At 42.1% G+C, this 23,910-nt stretch carries 24 protein-coding genes; 5 read left to right on the top strand and 19 right to left on the bottom strand.

All coding sequences use genetic code 11. The features are described from left to right. The first annotated feature begins 95 nt into the window (after nt 1-95). Together atpD and atpC are read left to right on the top strand one after the other, a co-directional pair. Nucleotides 96-1,607 (top strand): F0F1 ATP synthase subunit beta, encoded by a 1,512-nt coding sequence (gene atpD / locus BFP97_RS12670; protein ID WP_069842772.1) that lies wholly within the window; start codon nt 96-98, stop codon nt 1,605-1,607. Between the two features lie 8 nt (nt 1,608-1,615). Further along, nucleotides 1,616-1,864 (top strand): ATP synthase F1 subunit epsilon, encoded by a 249-nt coding sequence (gene atpC / locus BFP97_RS12665; protein ID WP_069842771.1) that lies wholly within the window; start codon nt 1,616-1,618, stop codon nt 1,862-1,864. A 56-nt stretch (nt 1,865-1,920) separates the two neighbouring features. Here the strand turns inward: atpC and BFP97_RS12660 are convergent, their stop codons facing one another. From BFP97_RS12660 to BFP97_RS12575, 18 genes are all read right to left on the bottom strand, one after another. Beyond that, nucleotides 1,921-2,229, bottom strand: coding sequence for a hypothetical protein (locus BFP97_RS12660; RefSeq protein WP_069842770.1), 309 nt, complete (start codon nt 2,227-2,229; stop codon nt 1,921-1,923). Then, nucleotides 2,222-2,851: a hypothetical protein gene (locus BFP97_RS12655; RefSeq protein WP_069842769.1), complete on the bottom strand. Its 630-nt coding sequence runs from the start codon at nt 2,849-2,851 to the stop codon at nt 2,222-2,224. Before BFP97_RS12655 ends, BFP97_RS12660 begins: the two co-directional genes overlap by 8 nt. Nucleotides 2,852-2,965: 114 nt before the next feature. Then, a complete protein-coding gene (locus BFP97_RS12650; RefSeq protein WP_069842768.1) occupies nt 2,966-3,370 on the bottom strand; it encodes a hypothetical protein in 405 nt (134 codons plus the stop codon). A 63-nt stretch (nt 3,371-3,433) separates the two neighbouring features. Next, complete coding sequence (locus BFP97_RS12645) at nt 3,434-3,988, bottom strand: hypothetical protein (protein WP_139135295.1); 555 nt, start codon at nt 3,986-3,988, stop codon at nt 3,434-3,436. 104 nt (nt 3,989-4,092) lie between these two features. After that, nucleotides 4,093-4,455 (bottom strand): hypothetical protein, encoded by a 363-nt coding sequence (locus tag BFP97_RS12640; RefSeq protein ID WP_139135294.1) that lies wholly within the window; start codon nt 4,453-4,455, stop codon nt 4,093-4,095. Nucleotides 4,456-4,465: 10 nt separating this feature from the next. Then, the gene (locus BFP97_RS12635) at nt 4,466-5,152 is read right to left on the bottom strand and encodes a hypothetical protein (RefSeq protein WP_069842765.1); all 687 of its coding nucleotides are present in this window, start codon (nt 5,150-5,152) and stop codon (nt 4,466-4,468) included. Nucleotides 5,153-5,187: 35 nt separating this feature from the next. Next, nucleotides 5,188-5,526 (bottom strand): hypothetical protein, encoded by a 339-nt coding sequence (locus BFP97_RS12630; RefSeq protein WP_069842764.1) that lies wholly within the window; start codon nt 5,524-5,526, stop codon nt 5,188-5,190. A 9-nt stretch (nt 5,527-5,535) separates the two neighbouring features. Beyond that, nucleotides 5,536-6,261 (bottom strand): RluA family pseudouridine synthase, encoded by a 726-nt coding sequence (locus tag BFP97_RS12625; protein ID WP_069842763.1) that lies wholly within the window; start codon nt 6,259-6,261, stop codon nt 5,536-5,538. Nucleotides 6,262-6,336: 75 nt separating this feature from the next. Further along, nucleotides 6,337-7,152 carry a hypothetical protein gene (locus BFP97_RS12620; RefSeq protein WP_069842762.1) on the bottom strand — a complete coding sequence of 272 codons (816 nt, stop codon included), beginning with the start codon at nt 7,150-7,152 and terminating at the stop codon, nt 6,337-6,339. An 87-nt stretch (nt 7,153-7,239) separates the two neighbouring features. Then, nucleotides 7,240-8,820: a peptide chain release factor 3 gene (locus BFP97_RS12615; RefSeq protein WP_069842761.1), complete on the bottom strand. Its 1,581-nt coding sequence runs from the start codon at nt 8,818-8,820 to the stop codon at nt 7,240-7,242. 82 nt (nt 8,821-8,902) lie between these two features. Next, complete coding sequence (locus BFP97_RS12610) at nt 8,903-11,023, bottom strand: c-type cytochrome domain-containing protein (RefSeq protein ID WP_069842760.1); 2,121 nt, start codon at nt 11,021-11,023, stop codon at nt 8,903-8,905. Further along, on the bottom strand, nt 11,020-11,802 hold the full coding sequence (locus BFP97_RS12605; protein ID WP_069842759.1) for a chitobiase/beta-hexosaminidase C-terminal domain-containing protein: 783 nt from the start codon (nt 11,800-11,802) through the stop codon (nt 11,020-11,022). The genes BFP97_RS12610 and BFP97_RS12605 overlap by 4 nt, the downstream gene beginning before the upstream one ends. Beyond that, nucleotides 11,799-12,833, bottom strand: a complete 1,035-nt coding sequence (locus tag BFP97_RS12600) for a 6-bladed beta-propeller (RefSeq protein ID WP_069842758.1) — start codon at nt 12,831-12,833, stop codon at nt 11,799-11,801. Before BFP97_RS12600 ends, BFP97_RS12605 begins: the two co-directional genes overlap by 4 nt. Nucleotides 12,834-12,837: 4 nt before the next feature. Beyond that, entirely contained in the window at nt 12,838-14,292 is a 1,455-nt protein-coding gene (locus BFP97_RS12595; protein ID WP_069842757.1) for a DUF1501 domain-containing protein, read from the bottom strand. Between the two features lies 1 nt (nt 14,293). Continuing rightward, nucleotides 14,294-16,648: a PSD1 and planctomycete cytochrome C domain-containing protein gene (locus BFP97_RS12590; protein WP_069842756.1), complete on the bottom strand. Its 2,355-nt coding sequence runs from the start codon at nt 16,646-16,648 to the stop codon at nt 14,294-14,296. A 132-nt stretch (nt 16,649-16,780) separates the two neighbouring features. Beyond that, nucleotides 16,781-17,686, bottom strand: a complete 906-nt coding sequence (locus BFP97_RS12585; RefSeq protein WP_069842755.1) for a GIN domain-containing protein — start codon at nt 17,684-17,686, stop codon at nt 16,781-16,783. A gap of 132 nt (nt 17,687-17,818) precedes the next feature. After that, nucleotides 17,819-18,688, bottom strand: coding sequence for a lysophospholipid acyltransferase family protein (locus BFP97_RS12580; protein WP_069842754.1), 870 nt, complete (start codon nt 18,686-18,688; stop codon nt 17,819-17,821). A gap of 71 nt (nt 18,689-18,759) precedes the next feature. Next, nucleotides 18,760-19,626, bottom strand: a complete 867-nt coding sequence (locus BFP97_RS12575; protein WP_069842753.1) for a lysophospholipid acyltransferase family protein — start codon at nt 19,624-19,626, stop codon at nt 18,760-18,762. A 165-nt stretch (nt 19,627-19,791) separates the two neighbouring features. Here BFP97_RS12575 and dnaK point away from each other — a divergent pair, with 165 nt between their 5' ends. From dnaK to BFP97_RS12560, 3 genes are all read left to right on the top strand, one after another. Beyond that, entirely contained in the window at nt 19,792-21,714 is a 1,923-nt protein-coding gene (gene dnaK, locus BFP97_RS12570) for a molecular chaperone DnaK (protein WP_069842752.1), read from the top strand. A 410-nt stretch (nt 21,715-22,124) separates the two neighbouring features. Continuing rightward, nucleotides 22,125-22,673, top strand: a complete 549-nt coding sequence (locus BFP97_RS12565) for a TetR/AcrR family transcriptional regulator (protein ID WP_069842751.1) — start codon at nt 22,125-22,127, stop codon at nt 22,671-22,673. Between the two features lie 46 nt (nt 22,674-22,719). Then, nucleotides 22,720-23,223: an acyl-CoA thioesterase gene (locus BFP97_RS12560; protein ID WP_069842750.1), complete on the top strand. Its 504-nt coding sequence runs from the start codon at nt 22,720-22,722 to the stop codon at nt 23,221-23,223. An 89-nt stretch (nt 23,224-23,312) separates the two neighbouring features. On the opposite strand, the gene BFP97_RS12555 is transcribed toward BFP97_RS12560, so the two are convergent. Beyond that, nucleotides 23,313-23,906, bottom strand: coding sequence for a hypothetical protein (locus tag BFP97_RS12555; protein ID WP_139135293.1), 594 nt, complete (start codon nt 23,904-23,906; stop codon nt 23,313-23,315). Between the last annotated feature and the right edge of the window lie 4 nt (nt 23,907-23,910).

The following is a 23,910-nucleotide window of genomic DNA, read 5'->3' as shown; positions in this document are numbered from 1 at the left end:
ATTTTCGAGATAAGCCTTTGGTTTAATACATTATACACATACCTTTGCACCCAGAAAATTAATCGCATTTTTCCTTTCTTAATAAAGAATAACAAATGGCAAATATTGGAAAGATCACTCAGGTAATTGGCCCGGTCGTAGACGTAAGTTTCGATGCTGAAAGCGCTAAGTTGCCGAACATTCTTGACGCATTAGAAGTAACAAAAGAAAACGGTCAGAAAGTAGTATTAGAGTGTCAGCAGCACCTAGGTGAAGACAGAGTAAGAACCATCGCGATGGATTCTTCAGAAGGCTTGACTAGGGGTATGGACGTAACTGATACTGGCGTGGCTATCTCAATGCCTGTTGGTGAAGACATCAAAGGTAGACTCTTCAACGTAGTTGGTGAAGCTATTGACGGTATCCCTCAGCCAAAAGGAGATAAGAGACTTCCTATTCACAGGGCTGCTCCAAAATTCGAAGATCTTTCTACTTCAACAGAGGTTTTATTCACAGGTATCAAAGTAATCGACTTGATCGAGCCTTACGCAAAAGGTGGTAAGATTGGTTTGTTTGGTGGTGCTGGTGTAGGTAAGACAGTATTGATCCAGGAGTTGATTAACAACATTGCGAAAGCATATTCTGGACTTTCAGTATTTGCTGGTGTTGGTGAAAGAACAAGAGAAGGTAATGACTTGCTTCGTGAGATGATTGAGTCTGACATCGTAACCTACGGTGAGGAGTTTAACGAATCTATGGAAGCTGGTGGCTGGGACCTTACAAAAGTAAGCAGCGAAAAACTTGCTGAGTCTAAAGCAACCTTCGTTTTCGGTCAAATGAATGAGCCTCCAGGTGCGAGAGCAAGAGTGGCCCTTTCAGGTCTTACTATCGCTGAATATTTCCGTGATGGTGATGGCGATGGCCAAGGAAAAGACATCCTATTCTTTATTGACAACATCTTCCGATTTACTCAAGCGGGTTCTGAGGTATCTGCCCTTCTAGGTCGTATGCCTTCAGCGGTAGGTTACCAACCAACTTTGGCAACAGAGATGGGTGCGATGCAAGAAAGAATTACATCTACTAAGAATGGTTCAATTACATCTGTACAGGCGGTTTACGTACCTGCAGATGACTTGACTGACCCGGCTCCAGCGACAACATTTGCTCACTTGGACGCAACAACGGTACTTTCAAGAAAGATTGCTGAGCTAGGTATTTACCCAGCGGTGGATCCATTGGATTCTACTTCAAGAATCTTGACCGCGGATATCTTAGGAGATGAGCACTATGACTGTGCACAGCGTGTGAAGGAAACTTTGCAGCGTTATAAAGAACTTCAAGACATTATCGCCATCCTTGGTATGGATGAATTGTCTGACGAAGATAAATTGGTTGTATCACGTGCTAGACGTGTACAAAGATTCCTTTCTCAGCCATTCCACGTAGCAGAGCAGTTTACTGGCCTTGCAGGGGTATTGGTAGACATCAAGGATACTATCAAAGGTTTCAACGAAATCATGGATGGTAAGCACGATGATCTTCCTGAGGCAGCATTCAACTTGGTAGGTACTATCGAGGAAGCTAGAGAGAAAGGTGAGAAATTGTTGGCTGAGGCAGCCGCTAACTAAGCAATACTATGTTATTAGAAGTTGTAACTCCAGATAAGAAGATATTTGAAGGCGAAGCGTCTTCAGTGACTTTCCCTGGAAGTGATGGCGAGTTTCAAGTACTTAGCAATCACGCTCCAATGATTAGTGCCTTGGGTAAAGGTAAAATGACCATCAAGGCTTCTGGCCAAGATGAAGTGGTCGTGATCGATGGCGGTGTAGTTGAAGTACTCAACAATAAAGTGATTGTGCTAGCAGAGTCTGTTATTGAGGACTAAGCTTATCCACTATAGATAATCAGAAAGCCCTGACGCAAGTCAGGGCTTTTTTTGTTTCAAGCTTGAGCCAAAATTAAAATGATCAATGTCGTGTTGACGAGAAAGTTGGCTACTAGATTCAGTAAGGTCTTATTCTGATACTTTGGCACCTCTGACTTAATATTTGAGGAGATAATAAGCGCATAAACAAAGAGCACCATATTGATACCAACTGGCAAATAGGAAAATTCTAAATAGTCGTTTGGAACGATTTCATTTCGGCTCGCAGAATAGATGATAAAACCAATGACGACTAATACATTGGTAGTCATCACAATCTTTTTCATCTTTTGATTGAAGGCATCCGAATGAGATATTTTACTCATAAACACAATTTATAAATTCATAAACCATTAATCCTACTCCTATCCAACCAAGGTATCTTTTGCCAACATGTTTCAGAGCACCAATCATTGTTTCTATAGTTGCGGCTCCAAGGTTATTTTGAATTATTGCTTGTATAGAAGAAATCCCCACAGCGGCAGAAGCGCAACTTATGAGTCGATCCCAGTCTATTTCTGAATTTACATCTTGATCGATGTAGTAGCTTATATTGAAGACAAAAGATAGTTCTGCGAGTTGATCATCAGATAGTTCATCAATTTCTGCATGAAGAGCATCTCTCTCTGGTACAGAAAGCTCATTATAAACTTCGGAAGTATAAATTATTGCTCTCATTTCACTGTGGATCACCTCTCCGTTTTCGATTAACGGGTTGAGTATTTCTTCAAGATCTGACTCGGGAATTGTGCTGTTGCCATCTACAATACTTGATTTCTTTGAAGAGAAATTTGGGTAGTCTGTGATGTTATTGACTACTGCAAGAAATGATTGCTGATCTAGGATCAGATGTGTTAAATCCATCTCTAATTCAGAGGGAGCAGTATTATCTATTGAGCAACTTTGTAGTAGTAATATAATCGAAAGGCTAAGTAAGTATTTTTTCATATATAATTTTATTTAAATTCTAGTATAAACCATATTTAAATAAAAATATAAAATTATAATTTAAAATCTGTTGTGCAGATCAAGACTTTTCCGATTTAAAACGAATATGTTTTATTAAAAAGAGATTCTATGTTGTCTGATAAAAACCGTTCTAACAGTTTTTTTGAAGTTAGCATAGTATTCAATATCCACTTCGATAAGTCCGCTCTCTTTTCTCACCTCTTTAATTTCTGGACCATAGAATGCCCCAACTTCAAATACTGATCTTCTGGGATAACCATCATTGTCGGAGATAACGAAGAAATAAGAGTGTGTAATCTCTCCAGTATCATTGCCTGCAGAACCGTATGGGTTCTCCTTTTTGTGAATGCGTAAGGTAAATTCTTCTACTGAATAACTATCCCCAGATAGTAGAGAGCCAATTAATTCCCTTTTATCAGAGTCCTTAATTTCAGTGACTTTTGGTGGGCCTGTCTGAGGTATTAACACTATCGCAAACAAGAGGCTTAAGAGTATCATTTTATGTTGAGGGAGTTCATATTGCTCTTTAAAATTCAATCACTTTTCAAACCTATAAGACATTTAGAAGTACACTTTTGAAACGATTGGCTTTTCATACTCGCCATTTATGCGATTCTGAAGGATGGCAACATTGTATTGATAATTGAGTCGCCAAAGTGTTTTTCTGGAGGGGGAGTCTTTGGGTGCTAAATGTTTTTCTATGATTTCTTCATAAATCAAGATACTAGTTTTGCTAAACGCAATGCTCCTTGCTGGGAGATCGAAAGTAACAAGTCTATCATTGACTAGGCTGTAATATTTGGGATAGAAGGGCATGAGTTTGTTTTGATCTTCATTAGGGTGTGCAAATGACACAGATATCTCGTAGCTGCGCAATGTGTCTAAGCTATTCGCTCCTCTTCTAACCTCCTCGTTGATTCCAACATTAAGGTAACCATAGCCATTTGCAAAAAGACTATCACCTTTTTCTTCTATGGCTATTATCTCGCTAAGAGACTCGATCAACAATGTGTCTTCGAGAACCACATACTGAATATCTGCCCTAAATACCTGTGCTTTTGCCATTTGTGTGAAGCAAATAGCTATACTAATAAGTATGGTTTTCGAATAATGCATTAGTTTAATCGTCTACCGTTCATTCAAACTATTACTTCCGAGGTGGCTTCGCAATTATTAAAAGGAATTTTGAGCATGTTTATGTTCTAAGTTACTTACACATTTTACGAACTCTCAATCATGGTACTGTCATCTTTCAAGGTTAATCTAAAGCCTCTATTCAGAGAGGAACTATTGGTATAATAGCCCATACATTCTCGATGTACTAGCCCACTACTTCTAATAGCGATCACCATAAAACAACCATCTGAGGGAACCGAATCCGTAATAACGAATTGACCCTTTAATTCTTCTCCATATCCCAAAGCCCCTAGGTATGTAGAGTCCAAAGCTGCGGAGGACCGTATGTAGACCTTTTCATATTCAACACTTGATTCGTTTATGATGTATACATTCGGGTTTTCTTTGGGTCCACAGCTATGGATTAAGATGATTATTAATACACAGAATATGTAACTCTTTCTCATTTCACTACTTCTACTGAACATTCGTTATATCAATATTCACCATTCCATACAACCAATGATCCTGTGCAATCATTGCTCCGGAAGATAGATAAGCATAATTCTCCCAGGTGAATTCTATTCCACCAATGGGTATAATGGAAACCCACATCTTGACCGCCACAGGCCTGTAGTCCTCATCCAAAATCCACACGTAAGAATCACCAGGAGTTGTGCCACCTGAGGTATAGGTAACTTTAAGGCCCTGCCTGCCATCTTTAAGGGTTACAATACTGCGTTCCGTTCCGGGATCGAAGGCCTTAAAGGGTGCACATAGCCAGAAGCTATCGTTGTTAAAGAAGTCCCATGAGGTATCCACTATTTCTTTGATTTCGGCACCGGTATAGTCACCTGCATTAGCCACTATCCCAGTTTTAAATCTGGGTTGGAGTGCTACTTCTTTATCATCCCATTTTATACCAACTACGTGGTTTTCCATATCCCAGTCATAGTGGTGAATACCTTTGAAAGTCCAGCTCACTCCTGATGTAGTATCCCAAGCGTATTTACCAAGGGAAGACATCATGCGCTCGGCCATATAATCAGCGTCAAGTCCAGAAACTCCTTCAGGAAGCTCTTCATCCAGAATTAACTTGCCGATAAATAGTATAAGGAATAAGCTAAGCACAATTATACCCAGAATGCGAAATGCCTTTTTCATATCCTTAAGTTAATGAACATGAACAAGAAAGGTTTCTATTTGTCTTCCGAACTCAAGATCCTGACCAAATCGAAACACTCTATGAGAATTGAATCACGATAACTATCTAAAGTCGCATTTAATTCTTTGTCTTGTTTGATAAGGAAATGCACGTTGCAGTTTATCCTTTCAGATCCTAATGCAAATTCGTATATCTCATTGTAGGCAGTCTTAAAAGTCGATAGAGAGAGCCCCAGTTCTTGGATTTCATTTGAAAAAATTGACATTAACTTATTCATCGATAGAATGCCTACGGGTAATGCGACTTGGTTTGCAATTATAGCCCTTGAAGTGGAAAGCAATTTCTTTTTTGCAGTTTCTTCTGTATCAATCATCACTTGTTTTTAATACAATCGATCAATGTCCTTATCCTTGACTTTTATGTTGTCCAGCGTGAGGAATTGCTCCCAGAATTGATCTTCAGGTAATCCGGCTCTAACCACAACAGGTTCCTTCTTTACTGGATGCTCGAAATAGATCCTACGGGCATGTAGGTTGATGCTTTTGTCGGGGTTAGGCTTAGAGAAACCATAACGAAGGTCACCTCTGATAGGGCAACCCATCTCAGCCATGTGTACCCTAATTTGATGTGGTCGACCGGTGAGTGGTTCCACTTCGATTAAATAATGGTTGTTGAGCTTTCCCAGCACTTTGAAATCAGTTTCTGCCTTTTGGCCACCTTCCACTGGTTCAGAATAGGCAGTGGTTACATTTCGCTTAGGATCTTTGACTAACCAGCTCATCAGTCTTCCCTTTTTCTGAGGAGGGTGCTTTTTGACAATCGCCCAATAGGTTTTTTGAACTTTTCGGGTAGCGAAGATTTTATTCATTCGCTCCAATGCCTTGGAGGTTCTGGCAAAAACGATTACACCACTTACGGGTCTGTCAAGCCTATGCACAGGGTGTAAGAAAACAGCACCTGGCTTATTATACTTTTCTTTGATGTAATCTTTACAATGCTCAACAAGGGGTTTGTCTCCGGTGGAGTCACCTTGAATCAGGACACCCGCTGGCTTATTGACAATTAAGAGATGATTATCCTCGTATAGAGGCTGTACTATGGAAGGCATGGGCAAAATTAATCAAAAAAACCGCCCTAAGGACGGCTTCTTCTGCCTTCTTTCATAAAAGATGAAAAGGTATGGTCAGCGATTGTTAAGAGATTTAAAAACAATGCCGTTTTTTGGTTTTTGTGATTTACTCTGATCAAAAGCCTCGCTTATCGAATAGTTCGACACTTGATGAATACCCATTACGGCACCGCCTTGGGCAAGGGCGTGTGTATCATACCTGACGGGTAACACTAGACCATCAACTGAGGTATATTCTTTATACACTTTTAGCAAGGGTCCCATGAATTTGGTGTCCGCAGGAAGGTTGAAAACTTTCATGAGATCTTTATCAACCATAGTATATTTTACCCCTCGCAACTGATAGTTTTCCTTATCTATATAGAGCTCATAGTATTCGTAAGGGCTAGCTTGCTTGTATGTCATGCGTACGGTAAAGAATGACTTGCCCTTTTCTATATACTCAACTTGTTCATCATCCCTCAATTCAAGCTGAACGCCATCATCTTGTGTTATCCAGGGCAGGTTGAGAAAGTAATAGGCAACACCTGCCATCATTCCTGCTGGGTTCTGGATTTTCCAGTCCTCAGACCAGACATTTTTTCCATCAAAGCCGAGCTTAGAGCCGTCATGCCAGGTGATATATGATTTTCGTGAGCCTTGCTGATGGACTTCGTCAGAAACCCATTTCAAACTCCCACCCTGCATGATATGGTTAAAACTCAAGCTTGGCGCCTCAGCCCAAGCTTGGTATCCACCATGCGCTTCGATCATGCTTTGAATTACCTTCTTGGTTTTCTTACTTCTATATTCAGGACCGCCTTGAGCAAACACTTGGTTTGTGTTTAGCGCCACTAAAAGGAAAAGGAGTATAGCAGATTTTGTCTTCATGATTATCAAGTTTTGATCATGAAAACGTAGCTCCAACTAGTTTGATGTTGGGCTTGTAACGAGTGTCATTTTTTGTTCCGTACTGCTTTAGAACTCACTGGTAAAGTGGAACTCAATATCAGGGAAGTTGTCTTGCACCATTTGTAGCCAGGCCTTGGACTCTGCCATAAAGACGAGTTTACCGTCCTTATCCTTGGCAATATGTCTTTGTTTAGAAGCAATAAACTCATTGAGCTTTTTCTCATCTTTAGATGAAATCCAGCAAGCTTTGTACAGTTGCATTCCGGCAAACTCAACCGTGGCACCGTATTCATGCTTTAGCCTATGCTGAATCACTTCAAACTGCAGTTGGCCTACCACACCAACAGCCTTACGACTGCCTAATTCGAAGTTGAAGAGTTGGGCAACACCTTCGTCCATCAGTTGGTTGAGGCCTTTTTCCAGCTGCTTGGTTTTCATCGCATCTTTATTGATTACTTCCCTGAAAATTTCTGGAGAGAAACTCGGGATGCCGCGATACATACCGCCTTCACCATCCGTGAGTGTGTCACCGATTTTGAAATTCCCCGTGTCATAAAGTCCGATAATATCACCAGGATAGGCCTCATCAATCGTCTCTTTGTCCTGTGCCATAAAGGCAGTGGCCTGAGAGATTCTGAATTTCTTGTCTTGGCGGGTATGGAAGTAGTTAGAGCCTCTTTCAAATTTTCCTGAGCAAATTCTCAAGAAGGCAATTCTGTTTCTGTGCTTTGGATCCATGTTGGCATGAATCTTAAACACAAAGCCAGTGAAGTTCTTATAGTCGGGCTCTACATGCTTGTCTTCTAGCATGCGAGCGATCGGCCTGGGAGAGATGGTCAAGAAGGTATCCAAGAGTTCTTTCACACCGAAGTTATTGACGGCTGAACCGAAGAAAACAGGAGCTATATCTCCACTTAAATAGGCTTCTTTGTCCAACGGACCGTAGAGATCATCTAGCATCTCCACATCTTCTCGAAGTTGTTCGGCATATTTCTCACCAATATATTCTTCAAGCTTAGGGTCATTAATATCTTCCAGCTTGGTAGCTTCTTCATGCAATTGCTGCTGGCCAGCTTTGAATAGGCGCAGACTCTTATCGTAAAGGCTGTAGACTCCCTGAAAGGTCTTACCCATACCGATAGGCCAACTTAGAGGGTGAACGTTGATCCCTAGTTTCCCTTCGATTTCATCTAATAGATCATAGGGGTCCTGACCTTCACGATCGAGTTTGTTAATGAATGAGATCACAGGAGTTTTTCTCATTCTACAAACCTCCATCAACTTCTCAGTTTGGATCTCAACGCCTTTCACACAGTCGATGACCATAATTACTGAATCGACAGCGGTCAGGGTTCTATAAGTGTCTTCTGCAAAGTCTTGGTGACCGGGAGTATCTAATAGGTTAATGCGCTTGCCTTCATACTCGAAAGCCATTACCGAAGTAGCAACAGAGATACCTCTTTGCTTTTCAATGTCCATCCAATCCGATCGGGCATGCATATCGATCTTATTCGATTTTACAGCTCCCGCTTTTTGAATGGCACCTCCGAATAACAGAAGTTTTTCCGTTAGGGTAGTCTTACCCGCATCGGGGTGACTAATGATTCCGAAAGTCCTTCTTTTATCGATCTCCTGCGCTAAACTCATTGATACTAAATTGAGCTGCAAAAGTAGTAAAATTTGTGGTGTATTGGCCCTGTACTTAGATCATTCAATAGCCTCAGGAAAACTACTGAAAGGCAATTTCATCAATGAACAACCAGGCAGGCGTGTCCTTACCAGGATGCCAATCGGGGAGGTTTCCGTAGTTTTTGGCAACTACCCTGAGATACTTCAAGTCCGTTTTGTCAAAAGCCAGTTCATGAATGATCATGTGTTTAGGTTCTGGGCCATTAGGAGGGGTGATCGAAAGGGTATTGAGTTTTTGTAAATCATTTGAATTGTTGCCTCCCCAGATTTCTAGTTCGGTGGGGGGGAAAATCCACGAACCGGTATCGTCCAGCGTACTGATAAATACAGATTCCAAGGATCTCGTTTCAGATAGTTCAACCTCCACGACCATATCATCACCATTAAAGCCAAGCCAATTTCCGTCTCGAAAGTTTTCACTTCCTTTCTTTAGGTCGAACAAGGTTTCGATGCCTTTCGCTTTGTAAGTGCCTTTCGGATCGAACTTCAGGTTATTCCTCTTAAATCGATTAGGTCTCACCAGGATAAATGCCTGCTCGGCCTTATCACTGTCTTTCCAACCTTCTTTTTTAGCATACACAGTGACCTTCGAGCTGGCCGTGAGTTCAATCTCTCTTCCCTCGAGAATTTTTGGTGCTGCCGATCCAATTTGATAGTAGATATCGGTATCTGAGAGGCTGTAAGGCACGGTGATGGTCATTTTATCGTCAAAAAAGCTGGATTCATAGACCATCCGAGGCGTATTGAGCTGAACCTCTTCAAATGTTGTATCATCGATTGAGCCACCATTAATGATTGCATCCGGGTAATCTGCCTTGAGCTTTTCCAGGTCTTCGGCATTTACTTTTGTTTGCCATAGGTATAGTTTATCTAAGCTTTCAATATTGAGCATCTGTGCGGCTCCTTTGCGTGTAATATTTGTCCCATAAAGATTTAGGTATTCTAGCTTTCTCAGTTTACGCAATGCGCTGATCATGGCATCATCTGCTACCGTATTGTCAAGATATAGGCGATGCAGGTTCTCAAACTTGGCCACTTCCTTCATAATGGATTTGTCGATGCGGCTTCCTCCAAGGTCGAGGGAATAGACCTGCTCTCTAACCTTTCTCAAGCTTTTGATTTCCGTCAATTGAAGTGAATCATGCTGGCCGATATATACCTCTAGGTAGGGCTTGTCATCTTCGATTTGTTTGAGGCTAACCTTTGTTGTATTAAGTGAAGCTAGCGTTTCAGGAGATACGAAGTCTATGTCGATGGGCTCTTCTGGTGTGAAATAATTGGCGAATACAATTTGAATTGGGTCTTCTTGAGGGACTTCGTTGATGGTTTGATCGAAGGATCCGCCTGAAGCCACCCAATACTCGAGCATTTTGATCTCCTCATTGGTCAACTGAGCCTTTCCTTTTGGCGGCATATGCAATTTCTCTTCTGTTGGTAGCAGCAGGTGACTGATAAAGGTGCTATTCAGCGCGTCTCCGGGTTTTATAATTGCTCCGTTTTCTCCCCCTTTTAAAATCTCTTCCTCTGAGGCAAGGGAGAGTCCTCCTTTGATCTTGTTGGGGTTATGGCAGCTCGTGCATTTGCTTTCAAGAATGGGTTTGACAACTTGGGTGAATACGGGCTCGGTATCAACTAGGGCAGAAGTGGCACTTTCTTCAAATACTTCTGTCAAGAAGCCCTCACCATGGGTGAGCGATGCACCATAATGTCCTGTGACAATGAGTAGAATCGTCAGACCACCGAAGGCTGGGATAAATAGTTTTGCAAAGCCCTGATTTGATCGCATCTGAATTAATAGGGCGGCTATAACCGATGTAGCCAATCCAAACCATTGGTGAAAGGCGAAGGTATTTCCTCCATATCCTCCATTCACTGATAGCAGGTAACCGGCAATAGCGCTAAATACTGCAGAGAATGCGCCTAACCATAGTAGTAGTGCCGCTGGATCAGTATATGAAGGTTTGCCTGCCTTTCGGGCTATAAGCTCGAATAAGAAAGCGGCTAGTAATAGCACGATCGGAAAGTGAAGCACTAAAGGATGCAGTCGTCCTACAAACTGGAATATTGCTGGAAGCCCTGAAATTGGAATGATGATCAATAGAATGAGAAGGACATTCAGCGACCATAAAAAAGCAAGAAGTGACTTGTTTTTAACCCTCATTGCTGAAGAAAAATTTCGTCAATAAATAGCCAACCTGGTTGACCTTTGCCTGGATGCCAGTCTGGTATGGCAGATAGAGGTTTAATCGTGATACGCACATACCTGTATGGCCCATCTACACCCAAATGCCAGAATCTCTTGTAGGCGGTTTCACTAGAGATCATCCCAATCATCCCTATTCTAATTTCTGGTTCAAACTCTTTTCCGTCAAGTGAATGTGAATAGCTCAGGTATTCAGGTCTCATAATCCATGAGTCGGGACTAACCAAGGTACTTAACACTAATTTTTCTTTTTGAACAACCTTACCCAAGTCAATATCAATGGTGACGGGCCCTTGATTATAACCGACCCAACGACCGTCTCGAAAGTTGAACGAGCCTGCCTTTTGGTCATTCAATGTCTTTGCGCCTTCGGCCTGATACGGGCTATTAGGTGTAGGGTTAAGTTTGATTGATGCCAGAGGAGAGGTCATTTTAAAAACATCCACACGAACCATTTTCGAAGCTTCAAATCCTTTTTTGAACGCTTTAAATTTGACGGTACTCGATTGTGTGATGGTCAAAGGCTTTTTGTAGCGTTTAGACTTTCGATTGGGTTCGCTATCATCTAGTGTATATCGAATGACTGCCCCCTCTAAGGCGAATTCACAGCGAATCACGGTGCTGTTTTCGAAGAAGCTCTCTCCCTCGATCTTCACTAGTGGCATTCCCAATTGGTACTCTTGGCCATTCAGTATTAAGCATGAAAACAACATGATAAGCGTCAATATCCTTCTCATATCCTGTTCAGTTTATAAGGATAAACATGTCCCGAATTCCATTGGGCTACATACATGTTTTCCTCGTCATCGATGCAGACATCATGTGGATAGATAAAGACCTTTATCGTCTGGTACATCTCGTTTGGAGTAGTTCCCGAGTAAGTTGGAGTGCTGCCCGCCAGATTAGAAACTACTTTGTTTTCCTTGTCGAGAATGGTAACAAACCCAGAGGGATCGTCTCCATAAGCTCTTGATTTAAGTACCGCGGCATAGAGATAGTCGCCATGAATCACCGGACGACAAACGTAGGCGCCTGGCAAAGGAATTGTCGCTAAATATTCTCCTGAAAGACTGTACTTTTTGAAGGCATTTTCTTCACGTGCGGATACAATCAAAGTTGGATTGTTCTTGTCTCGAGTATCCAGGCAGATGCCGTGCGCATTTTGAAGGTTTTCAGGCTGATTGCCTCGACCTCCAAAGCTTCTAATAAACTCTCCAGCGTGAGAATACTGAGTGACCCACTGAGCACCATAGCCATCGGCTACATAGATATCTCCATTTGGCCCGATGGCAACCTCAGTGGGTATATATTGATCGGCTTTTTCATAATGGCCTGACTCCTTAGGGTGATCCAATGTCATTACGACTTTCCCATCTATCGTAGTTTTAATGACTTGATGGCGATCATTGTCAGAGATGAATAAGAAGTCTTCCCCATTCTCTCGGGATAGCGTCAGGCCATGTGCTCCGGGGTATTCTGTGCCCCAGGATTCCAATAGTTTGCCTGACTTATCATACACCAGCACGTTGTTCTTTGTGTGATTGGTCAGTAGGAGGATTCTTCCTTGGGAGTCCTGAACCATTTCATGGCAATCCTTAACCGGATACCTGGAAGGATCAAGCTTTCCCCACTTGGTGTCAATTCTATATCGATGGGAATTATGACCAAGAATTAATTCCTCGGTGCTGTTGGGAACAAGAAGGGAGGGCATCGCTGCAATTGCTGTGGATGCCGTCAAAGTCTTTTGTACAAATGCCCTGCGATCCATCAAATTATGCTAGAATGTCATGAATAATTCTGCCACCTACATCTGTCAGTCTGAACCTTCTGCCTTGGTACTTATAAGTCAACTGTTCATGGTCAATTCCTAATAAGTGAAGCATGGTGGCTTGGAAGTCATGGACATGCACTGGGTCTTTGGCAATATTATATCCGAAGTCATCCGTTTCTCCATACGATACACCAGGTTTTACACCACCGCCAGCCATCCAAATGGTGAAGCATCTCGGGTGATGGTCACGCCCGTAATTAGTGTTGGTCAAGGTGCCCTGAGAATAGTTCGTTCGACCAAACTCACCACCCCAAATCACAAGGGTGTCATCGAGCATTCCACGTTGCTTCAGGTCCATAATCAGTGCAGCAGAGGCTTGATCCACATCCTTAGCTTGCTTTTCAATCGCCCCTGGAAGATTCTCATGCTGATCCCAACCCATATGGTAGAGTTGGATAAAGCGGACGTCTCTTTCCGCTAGCCTTCTTGCTAAAAGGCAATTGGCGGCAAAAGTACCCGGCTGTGCCACATCGGCCCCATACATTTTATAGATGTAGTCTGGCTCTTGAGAGATGTCCATGGTTTCAGGTACCGAGGTCTGCATTCTGTAGGCTAATTCATACTGAGCGATTCGAGCGTTAATCTCAGGGTCGCCAAATTCGGCTGAGTGAATGGAATTCAATTGAGACAAGTGATCTAGCATGCTTCGCCTATCCATTTTCGACATGCCTTTCGGGTCTTTCAAATAGAGCACTGGATCTTTTCCTGATCTGAACTGTACCCCTTGATGTATGGAGTTCAAGAAGCCATTCCCCCAGAGGCGAGAATACAAAGGTTGACCTTGTGGTCGACCACTTCCCCTTGAGAGCAATACAGAAAATGCCGGAAGGTTATCATTGTCACTCCCTAGTCCATAGCTGAGCCATGAACCCATGCTAGGGCGCCCTGGCTGCTGCGAACCTGTTTGAAAAAAGGTAATCGCTGGGTCATGGTTAATGGCCTCGGTGTGCATGCTCTTTATAAAACAAAGTTCATCCACTACCTTGGATGTATAAGGCATAATGTCACTTACCCAAGCCCTACTTTGGCCATATTGCTTAAAATCGAAGATCGATCCCGCCAGGGGAAAGCTATCTTGCCCAGAGGTCATACCTGTCAAGCGCTGGCCATTTCTGACTGATTCTGGTAGCTCTTCACCATTCATTTGCCTCAGGGTGGGCTTGTAGTCAAACAGCTCCAGCTGAGACGGACCGCCACTTTGGAAAAGGTAAATAACCCGCTTAGCCTTTGGTGCAATGTGCCTGAAATCTTCTGGGCCAGGTTTGCACGTATTGCTGAAAAGGCTTTTTGGAGAAAGGAGTGAGGCTAAGCCCAATCCACCAAGGCCAAGACTGGCCTGAGACAGAAAGTGCCGCCTGTTCATGTTATACTGAAATTCTTCCTCTTCCTTGTGCATATCAGGTCTTAGAAATCGCTTCGTCTAAATTGAAAATTGTATTGATCACAGACATAAAGGCGGCAACTTCAGCTGTTTTCTCCTCTTGTCTGTATTGGCCTACTGTCAAATAGGCCTCAATTTTATCTGGTGCCTGCTCAAACCGCTCTTTTTCCTTTGTTAGAAAGCCTCCTAATATCTCAATCTCTTCATTGGAGGGTGATCTACCCAGTATTTTTTCAAAGGCTAGGTTAAGTCTATCAGTGTCTGATGCTCCCTCGGATAAAACACGGTAGGCGAGTACTCTTGATGCTTCTAATATTTGAGGATCATTCATCATGACCAGTGCCTGCAAAGGCGTATTGGTTTTTTGGCGGTCGACTTCGCAAAGGTCTCTCGAAGCTGCATCGAAAGTCATCATGGCCGGAGGCGGTACGGTACGTTTCCAAAAGGTGTAGAGACTTCTTCGATAGAGGGACTTGCCTTGATCTGGAATGTAATTCGTTAGTCCTACACCAGAGGTAGTTTCTGCCCAGAGGCCATCAGGTTGATAAGGTTTTACACTTGGTCCGCCAATTTCACGATTAAGCAGGCCACTGGCGGCAAGTACATTATCCCGAATCATTTCGAAAGTCATGCGATACCTTGGACCTCTGGTCAGCCATTTGTTTTCTGGGTCTTTTTCTAACAACTCTGGACTCATTTTTGAGCTTTGTTGATAGGTAGCGGAAAGCATGATTTTTTTCTGGATTTCACGGATGTCCCAACCGGATGTCATGAATTGAGAGGCAAGATCATCTAAGAGTTCGGGGTGAGAAGGTAGACTACCTTGGTTGCCAAAATCTGCAGGCGTATTGACAAGCCCTTTTCCAAAGAAGGATTGCCAGATTCGATTGACGGCTACCCGTGCTGTGAGAGGGTTTTCTTTTGCGAATAGCCACTTCGCCAAGCCCATTCTGTCTTTCGAAAGCTCATCCCCAAAGGGATTCATTGCCGCAGGCGTAGTAGGGTAGACCCTTTCGCCATGGGCATCATACTGGCCACGATTTAGTACATAAGTAGGTCTGGGTTTAACTGAGTCCTTCATGACCATAAGGCTTAGGTCGTCACCATTGAATTTGGACGCATTGACAAAACTTAGAATACCCTTGAGATCGGCTTCCGTGATTTTGATTTTTGGCTCTGGAATTTCTCCATAGTCGATCCTTCCTTTTTCAGGCACGGAATTGAAAAAGGAATAGACACTAAAGAACTCTTTCTGTGAAATCGGATCGTATTTATGATCGTGACATTTGGCACATTCCAGCGTTAACCCAAGAAAAGCTTTACCGAAAGTGTTGACACGGTCAGTTACGTATTCCACTCTATACTCCTCTTGAATCACACCACCTTCCTGGGTGATCTTATGATTTCTATTGAAGGCTGTAGCCAGAATTTGCTCTTTGGTGGGGTTAGGGAGCAGGTCGCCTGCCAATTGCCATGTGACAAACTGATCGTATGGCATGTTTTCGTTGAAGGCTTTGATTACCCAGTCGCGCCAAGGCCACATGATACGCTCTAAATCATCCTGGTAACCGTGAGTGTCAGAGTAGCGAGCGAGGTCGAGCCAGGAGGTGGCCATGTGCTCACCATAAGCCTGACTTGACATCAGCTGATCAACCACTTTTTCAAAGGCTCCCGGTGTATTGTCAGAAAGGAATGAACTTCTTAGCTCGTCCGAGGGTGGCAGACCCGTCAGGTCAAAACTAGCCCGCCTAATGAGCCTTTCTTTCGAAGCCTTTTCCGAAGGTGAGAATCCCTTTTCTTCATATTTGAGTGCCACCCAATTGTCAATATCATTCTGTGCCCAATCTACCGTTTCCGGTTTTTCCTGCGCTGCCAATGGGATGAATGACCAATGCTTTTTCCATTTGGCACCTTGATCTATCCACTTCGTAAGTATTTCTTTTTCGGTCGAAGTAAGCGTGAGGTTAGAAGCTGGGGGAGGCATCACCAATGTTGGATCATCGGAACTAATGCGATGTACCACTTCTGAAGCTTGAACATTGCCGGGGACTATTCCGAAAACATTTGGTCTGTCTTTGAGTGCAGCATATGCTCCGGCTTCAGTGTATAATCTGTACCCAGATTCCCTTTTGTTAGCATCAGGTCCATGGCAGGCAAAACAACGATCAGAAAGTAAAGGGCGAACATGCAAGTTGAAATCAACTTTGTCAGGAACATAGTCGGATGCTATAGATACTGCTTGACTAGGATTGTACTCAGAGGAGTTGTTCTCTTTTTCCTGACATGATTTTAACAGCACAAAGGCTATAAAGAGTAGTGCTACAACGGCAGCATGTCTAAGGTCAATCTTGGATACTTCTTTTTGTGGCATTGTACTGAGCTCTGAATTTAAAAATTCGAAGTCAGCTTTAGAAGGAGATTTTTGTATAAGTACGAGATTATGGAAACGATTGTATCATCAAAGACAAAGGGAGTCGAATTTGGACTCCCTTTGTTTGCTGAACTATTGTTTGAAGAGTTTTAGGGTTTCGCCCGCATTATCTTTAGTGATGGTCAAGAGGAGTTTGTCTTTTCCTATCGGATTCTCTTGATAAATTCTGGTTCCCACAGGCAGTGTTTCATTCTTGACTGCTTTTGCTCGTATCGGTGCACCATAACCAAAGGGACTTTCTATCGGACCAAGGAGCCTTATGTTTCTTTTTCGACCAGTATTGTTTTTGATCTTTACCTCTACATATTCAACTTCAACCAAAGCTTGCTTTTGGTAATTGTCATAAGTCGTTATGTTGAAATCTTGGTCTGAAGACTTCCCTTTCAACTCAGGGCTACCCAGATAGACTAATTGTCCAAAGCCATCTCCATTATATTCGATTTGATTTGCATTAAGAATGATTCTTCCATTGGCCTCAATGGATGCATCGGCTTTCTCAACTTGAAGTTTGCTCAAGTCTACTTTTCCAGCGTTGGTAGACACCGTTAAGTTCTTCACTTTACCTTCCATCTGCAATGACCCTACGTTCATCTGTGCTTCGAAGGCTTCTTGATCAACATTAATCAATTTGATATTGCCCCAAGCGGTGTTTTTGAGTTTTTGAAGCCCCTGGGCTCCGAATATTACTTTGATATTGGCTTGAGGCTGAATCCAGTCCTTCTGATCTATTCTTAAGGTATTTCCTTTCTTTTTGATGATCATATGATCAAAAAGATTTCCATCGACACGAACAAAAAGCTCATCCTGAATGGATAGATCTATTTCGGCATCTACTGTAACATTAAATACAATCGTCTTGATGTCTTTCATGTCAAATGCTCTCATCTCGAATTGACCATTTCCTTTGATCTGGGCATTTGATAACTGACACGTGATGGCCAGTAATAATAGGGTTAAGTATGATTTAAAATTTTTCATGATTCATCGTTTGGTCAGGTATAGCCAAGCGATGTGCCAATTCAATAAATATTTGATAATCAATGAATTAAATACTGGGCATCTCCAAGAGTTGTTCCGAAGTGAAACATAGTAGTGTTTTGAACTAAAACACTACTCTTCTCCTGGTTTCCTTTTGCGCTTCCAGCGCTTGTGCGTCCAAAGCCAATATTGAGGATCGTTAATGATTTGCTGCTCCAGCCTTTTGGTGTGGGCCTCTGTGATTTCGCCATGTTCGGCTTTGCTCGGATCTTCTATTAGCACATCAATCGTGAATTCATAGAAGCCTCTTTTTACTTTTTCAATTCCCCCAAAAATGACAGGCGAGTTTTTCTCTTTTGCGAATTTTTCCACTCCAAACATAACGGCAGTTTCTTGGTTCAAAAACTCCATCCAATAGACCTTCTTGGCAATGCTTGGGGATTGATCGGCACCGAAAATTGTGGCAGTCAGGTCGGTGGTTTTTTTAAAGTACTCCTTCACTTCTTGCCGTGAAACCATTTTGAGGCCGTACTTCCCTCTCGAGTTCAATGCTTTTTGGTTCATAAACTTATTGCCAAGCCTATGATAAATCGCAACGGATTGATGTGGTATATAGCTATCTATTCCCACTGCCAGCATCTCCCAGTTATTATAGTGGCCACCGGCAATGATTACACTGCGACCAGCATCGAAATAAGGCTGAAGGATTTCAGGGTTGGTCACCACAAATCGCTTTTTCGCATCTTCTTCACTAATGCTAAAGATTTTGAGGCTTTCAACTGTGATATCACAAAAATGTCGATAGAAATCATTTCGAATTTTTTTGATCTCATTGGCCGTTTTCTGTGGAAATGAATTTTCTAAATTTTGATTCACCACCTTGATACGATACCCAAATAGCTTGTAAACAATCAGATATAGAAAGTCCGACAGCATATACAAAACCCGCCAGGGTAGGAGCGAAATAGGCTTAATAATAAGGTAGTAGAGAATCTGTGTCATTTATAATTCGTGACAAAAGACAGAATGTTATTCTGGTTTGCCAAAATTACTGCTTTGCTAGGTCGGAATGCCTATTCTCCTGGCTTTCTTTTCCTCTTCCAGCGTTTGTGGGTCCAAAGCCAAAACTCTGGTTTGTCTATGATTACCTCTTCGAGTGTTCTGACATGAGCTTCGGTGATCGCCCCCATTGGCATATCATTAGGGTTGTCGCATAGCAACTTGAAGGTCATTTGATAATGTCCTTTTTTCACTCTGTCGTTATAAGCATAGAAGACGGCCGCATTTTGAGACCTTGCAAACTTTTCGGCACCAAAGGCTACGGCTGTTTCTTGATTGAGGAATGTAGTCCAGTAAACTTTTTTGGCAATTGTAGGCGATTGGTCTGTTGCGAAAAATGTAGCTAAGGGTTTATCATAGGTATCAAAGAAGCCCTCTTTGACCTGTTTTCTAGAAATGAGCAGCATGCCAGTCCGTCCCCTTTTTTGAAGCATTTTTCGTTCTACGAATTTATTCTTGAACTGATGATAGATTCCGCAAGTTTGGTGTTTCATCCACGGGTTAATGCCATTGGCAATGAACTCCCAATTGTTGTAGTGGCCACCCGTGATGATCACACTTCTGTTCTCTTCAAGATACTTATCTACAATTTCTGGATTAGTAGCCACCATCCTTCTATGCAGCTCTTCGTTACTCATGCTAAAGAGCTTGAAGCCTTCGATCATAACGTCAAAGAAGTTTTTGAGTGCTTTTCTGCGCAGCTCCTTTACCTGCTTATCGGTGTAATCAGGAAATGAGTTTCGAATGTTTTGGTCGACTACTGCAACTCTGTATCGAAAGACTTTGTAGAGCAGCAGGTATAAAAAATCAGAAACCCCATAAGCAAGGGGCCATGGTAGTAACGAGATTGGTTTTAAAACCAAATAGTATAAAAAGAACAATAGTAGGTCAGTTGATTTCTGCAAATATAATATCTGTCATGAATCTATTCTTTAGCTCATTCCAATTCTGCCAATGTGTCACCAAATGTCAGTGAATATCAATTGGCACAACCATTGATGAAGGGAGAACAGCAAATTGATTTTAGAAGAAATTATTTATAGATCATGGGAAAAATTATTGGAATTGACTTAGGTACTACCAACTCGTGTGTAGCGGTAATGGAGGGTAATGAGCCAGTTGTGATTCCTAACAGTGAAGGAAGAAGAACTACTCCTTCCATCGTTGCTTTTTTAGATAATGGCAACGGGGAAAGAAAAGTAGGTGATCCAGCAAAAAGACAAGCGATCACCAACCCGAAGAATACCATTAGCTCCGTGAAGCGATTTATGGGAAAGAAACATAGTAATGTTTCGGAAGAGCTTAGAGGTATTGCTTACGAGGTAGAAAAAGGAAACAATGACACCGTAAGAGTAAAAATCGGTGACAGAAACTATACACCTCAGGAGCTTTCAGCAATGATACTTCAGAAAATGAAGTCTACGGCTGAAGATTACTTGGGCACAGAAGTGACGGAGGCAGTAGTGACTGTTCCTGCTTACTTTAACGATGCAGAAAGACAAGCAACGAAAGAAGCGGGTCAGATTGCAGGCCTAGAGGTAAAAAGAATTATCAATGAGCCTACAGCGGCAGCTTTGGCTTATGGATTGGATAAAAAAGATACAGATCAGAAAATCGCTGTTTACGATTTAGGTGGAGGTACATTTGATATCTCAATCTTAGAATTAGGTGACGGTGTTTTCGAAGTAAAATCTACTAATGGTGATGTTCACCTAGGTGGAGATGACTTTGACCAAGTGATTATTGATTGGTTGGCGGAAGAGTTCTTAAGCGATGAAAGCATCGACCTAAGAAAAGACCCAATGGCTTTGCAGCGTTTGAAAGAAGCTGCTGAAAAAGCTAAGATTGAATTGTCTTCTTCTGCTTCTACTGAGATTAACCTGCCTTATATTATGCCGGTTGATGGTGTGCCAAAGCACTTAGTAAGATCCCTTTCAAGAGCAAAATTTGAGTCACTTGCCGAAAACTTGGTGAAGCGTTCAATGGAGCCAGTGAAAAAGGCAATGAGCGATGCAGGTTACAGTACTTCTGATATTGACGAAGTAATCTTGGTGGGTGGTTCTACAAGAATTCCTAAAATCCAGGAAGAAGTAGAGAAGTTCTTCGGTAAGAAGCCATCTAAAGGTGTGAATCCTGATGAAGTTGTAGCTATTGGTGCAGCGATCCAGGGTGGTGTGTTAACGGGTGAAGTGAAAGACGTATTGCTACTAGATGTAACTCCTCTTTCTCTGGGTATTGAAACAATGGGTGGTGTATTCACTAAGCTTATTGAGTCTAATACCACTATTCCAGCTAAGAAGTCGGAAGTATTCTCTACAGCTGCGGATAATCAGCCTTCAGTAGAAATTCATGTACTACAAGGTGAGCGTCCAATGGCGAAGGATAACAGAACTATCGGTCGTTTCCACTTGAGTGATATTCCACCAGCACAGCGAGGTGTACCTCAAATTGAGGTGACTTTCGATATCGATGCAAATGGTATCATGAATGTGTCTGCTAAAGATAAAGGCACTGGAAAAGAGCAAAATATCAGAATTGAGGCTTCTTCTGGACTGACAGATGAGGAAATCGATAAGATGAAGCAGGAAGCTGAAGCAAATGCTGAAGCAGATAAGAAGGAGAAAGAGAAAATCGATAAACTCAATACGGCTGATGGTTTGATCTTCCAAACTGAGAAGCAACTGAAAGATTACGGTGATAAACTGTCTGATGAGAACAAGAAGCCAATCGAAGAAGCTTTAGCCAATCTGAAGACGGCTCACCAAAACCAGGATGTTGATTCTATTGATGCTGGCCTTGAAGCCCTGAACAAAGCATGGGAAGCTGCATCTCAAGAGATGTACGCTGCACAGCAAGCTGAAGCAGGAGCACAGCCAGGTGCTGATGCAGGAGCAGGTGCCGCTGATGCGGGAGCTGCAGAAGGTTCAGCTGATGATGTATCAGACGTAGAGTATGAGGAAGTGAAATAGCTTCTGAGCTCGATAGTTATAAATCAAAAGCCTCGACTAAAAAGTCGGGGCTTTTTTTTGATCGTTACTATCGCCTTTCTTGATACATTATCAATTCATACCCATACGTCACTCTGCCCCGAAATTTCGGGGTCTTTCAGAGTCTTCTTCATTCTAAATCCTGACACACCCCGAAGTTTCGGGGCAGGATGACGGCTTTTACTTTTTTCGTCATGCTGAACTTGTTTCAGCATCTTTCCTTCCGATTATAAAACTATGAGTGATTATCCTAAGGCAAGTGCCTCTCTTTTGTGTCGCAATCAAAAATGAAAGAGAGTGATTACAATAGTATCTGCAGTCTCTCATTCACTTTCATTAAAGAAAAGTGAAAATTAATTAGACCATTCAGTCTATTTTTATATATTTGAATTGTGAATACCAGAGAAAAACTCGTTTCTACCACCTCTAAACTCATTCGAAAGAAGGGGTATTTCGGAACTGGTATCAACGAGATTTTAAAATCGGTTGAAGTACCAAAAGGCAGTCTCTATCATCACTTTCCTGAAGGGAAAGATCAGTTGATTCAAGAAGCCATTATGTATGGCGGTGAAGCTATGATGATGAAGTACGGGGAAGCCTTGAGGGGTAAGGATGCTACTGATGGATTAAGTGCTATGATCGATGTAATGGTCGATGAGCTCAGAAACTCTGATTTTGAGGATGCTTGCCCCATTGCGGCTGTTGCATTGGCGGCTGGAAACATTGATGAGAAGATTCGAAAAGCTTGTGATATAGTATTCAAAGGTTGGCAAAGTAATCTTTCTGGCTACTTGGAGCGAAGAGGGATTACCAATGCTGAGGAAAAGGCCAATGAACTTTATGCAATGTTCGAAGGTGGCTATGTGCTGAGTAAGGCGCACAAAGATTTGAACTACTTAGAAATGCAGAAGAAGTTTATCAAAGTAGTACTAGAGGCTTAAAAAAATTTGTAAATAAATAGACCGACTGGTCTGTAAATTTTTTGTTATGACAAAACTCAATAAAACACCCTTAGGTCAAAGGACGATTAGATTTCAGGATTGCGATCCTTATGGCCACTTGAACAATGCGAAGTACATCGATTACATGATCAATGTGCGAGAAGATCATTTGATGAATGAGTATGGTCTGAATGTCTTTGCTATGGCACAGATTGACAAGAGATCATGGCTCGTGGGCCATAATGAGATCGCTTATCTAAAACCAGCCAATGTCATGGAAGAAGTGGTAATTCAAACTGCCTTGATTGACTATACAGATAAATATGTAAAAGCTGAAATGGTAATGATGAATAAAGCGAAGTCGCATGTTAAAGCTGTGCTTTGGACAAAGTTCTATCACTTTGACTTTAAGTCAGGTCAGGGAGTCGAGCATCATGATGAGCTGTTAGGCTTATTCGATAATCTAAGAGTCGAAATAGATCAGGAGAACGTAGAGCAAAGAGCAAGATTTTTGGCACGTGAACTCAAAGGCTCAGTGCCTGTACAGTAACACTCTTCTTATTCATTTGAGTAGAGTTTGGCTAAAAAGAAAGGCCGTCATATGGACGGCCTTTCTTCGATTATCAGCTTGTGTTCTTTCTAGTATGCGCTACTTGCTGCAGCGGCTCTTACTTTCGGTGGAAGTGTTTTGTCGATAGCGCTTTTGAAGCTGTCGTCATAAATGATGAACATCCAATCCTTATACTTCGGATCAGACACACCCACCAGGAATTTTTCTCCTTTAACATTGATATAGCTTTCGGCACGATTGTACTCCACATTTTCCTTACCAAAACTACTTTCGATAGATGGTACCAAGAGTGCGGCAATACCCTTAAGGTCGTCCGTATTCAATGGCAGGGTCATATCCATATTGTATTTGATCATGGCATACTTGATATCACCATCTGCAGGAATGGCTTTCTTGCTGACCACATCAAAGCTGTTGAATTTCAATTCGATACCCGCTTGTTCTAGCAAGCTAAAGACCTGAAACATGCTTTTCTTATTGGTGTGTTCGAACAGTTCAGGATAGATATAATCCAATACCTGAGTGTATTTTTTAGTCTTGATCAAGTCCAGGAAATTGCCAGTTCTTTGATCGATGGCTTGAATATCTTTGGTGCTGAGCTCTTGGGCATTCAAGCCAACCACACCCATTGTTAGTACTATACTTAATATTATCTTTTTCATAAGT

Source organism: Roseivirga sp. 4D4, from assembly GCF_001747095.1.
In the GTDB taxonomy this organism is placed as follows: domain Bacteria; phylum Bacteroidota; class Bacteroidia; order Cytophagales; family Cyclobacteriaceae; genus Roseivirga.
Note: the sequence above shows the minus strand (reverse complement) of the source record. Positions and strands in the feature narration are given on the sequence as shown.

Coding starts and splice junctions, on each gene's coding strand:
- atpD (WP_069842772.1), top strand. CDS start 96: ATGGCAAATATTGGAAAGATCACTCAGGTAATTGGCCCGGTCGTAGAC.
- atpC (WP_069842771.1), top strand. CDS start 1,616: ATGTTATTAGAAGTTGTAACTCCAGATAAGAAGATATTTGAAGGCGAA.
- BFP97_RS12660 (WP_069842770.1), bottom strand. CDS start 2,229: ATGAGTAAAATATCTCATTCGGATGCCTTCAATCAAAAGATGAAAAAG.
- BFP97_RS12655 (WP_069842769.1), bottom strand. CDS start 2,851: ATGAAAAAATACTTACTTAGCCTTTCGATTATATTACTACTACAAAGT.
- BFP97_RS12650 (WP_069842768.1), bottom strand. CDS start 3,370: ATGATACTCTTAAGCCTCTTGTTTGCGATAGTGTTAATACCTCAGACA.
- BFP97_RS12645 (WP_139135295.1), bottom strand. CDS start 3,988: ATGCATTATTCGAAAACCATACTTATTAGTATAGCTATTTGCTTCACA.
- BFP97_RS12640 (WP_139135294.1), bottom strand. CDS start 4,455: ATGAGAAAGAGTTACATATTCTGTGTATTAATAATCATCTTAATCCAT.
- BFP97_RS12635 (WP_069842765.1), bottom strand. CDS start 5,152: ATGAAAAAGGCATTTCGCATTCTGGGTATAATTGTGCTTAGCTTATTC.
- BFP97_RS12630 (WP_069842764.1), bottom strand. CDS start 5,526: ATGATTGATACAGAAGAAACTGCAAAAAAGAAATTGCTTTCCACTTCA.
- BFP97_RS12625 (WP_069842763.1), bottom strand. CDS start 6,261: ATGCCTTCCATAGTACAGCCTCTATACGAGGATAATCATCTCTTAATT.
- BFP97_RS12620 (WP_069842762.1), bottom strand. CDS start 7,152: ATGAAGACAAAATCTGCTATACTCCTTTTCCTTTTAGTGGCGCTAAAC.
- BFP97_RS12615 (WP_069842761.1), bottom strand. CDS start 8,820: ATGAGTTTAGCGCAGGAGATCGATAAAAGAAGGACTTTCGGAATCATT.
- BFP97_RS12610 (WP_069842760.1), bottom strand. CDS start 11,023: ATGAGGGTTAAAAACAAGTCACTTCTTGCTTTTTTATGGTCGCTGAAT.
- BFP97_RS12605 (WP_069842759.1), bottom strand. CDS start 11,802: ATGAGAAGGATATTGACGCTTATCATGTTGTTTTCATGCTTAATACTG.
- BFP97_RS12600 (WP_069842758.1), bottom strand. CDS start 12,833: ATGGATCGCAGGGCATTTGTACAAAAGACTTTGACGGCATCCACAGCA.
- BFP97_RS12595 (WP_069842757.1), bottom strand. CDS start 14,292: ATGCACAAGGAAGAGGAAGAATTTCAGTATAACATGAACAGGCGGCAC.
- BFP97_RS12590 (WP_069842756.1), bottom strand. CDS start 16,648: ATGCCACAAAAAGAAGTATCCAAGATTGACCTTAGACATGCTGCCGTT.
- BFP97_RS12585 (WP_069842755.1), bottom strand. CDS start 17,686: ATGAAAAATTTTAAATCATACTTAACCCTATTATTACTGGCCATCACG.
- BFP97_RS12580 (WP_069842754.1), bottom strand. CDS start 18,688: ATGACACAGATTCTCTACTACCTTATTATTAAGCCTATTTCGCTCCTA.
- dnaK (WP_069842752.1), top strand. CDS start 19,792: ATGGGAAAAATTATTGGAATTGACTTAGGTACTACCAACTCGTGTGTA.
- BFP97_RS12560 (WP_069842750.1), top strand. CDS start 22,720: ATGACAAAACTCAATAAAACACCCTTAGGTCAAAGGACGATTAGATTT.
- BFP97_RS12555 (WP_139135293.1), bottom strand. CDS start 23,906: ATGAAAAAGATAATATTAAGTATAGTACTAACAATGGGTGTGGTTGGC.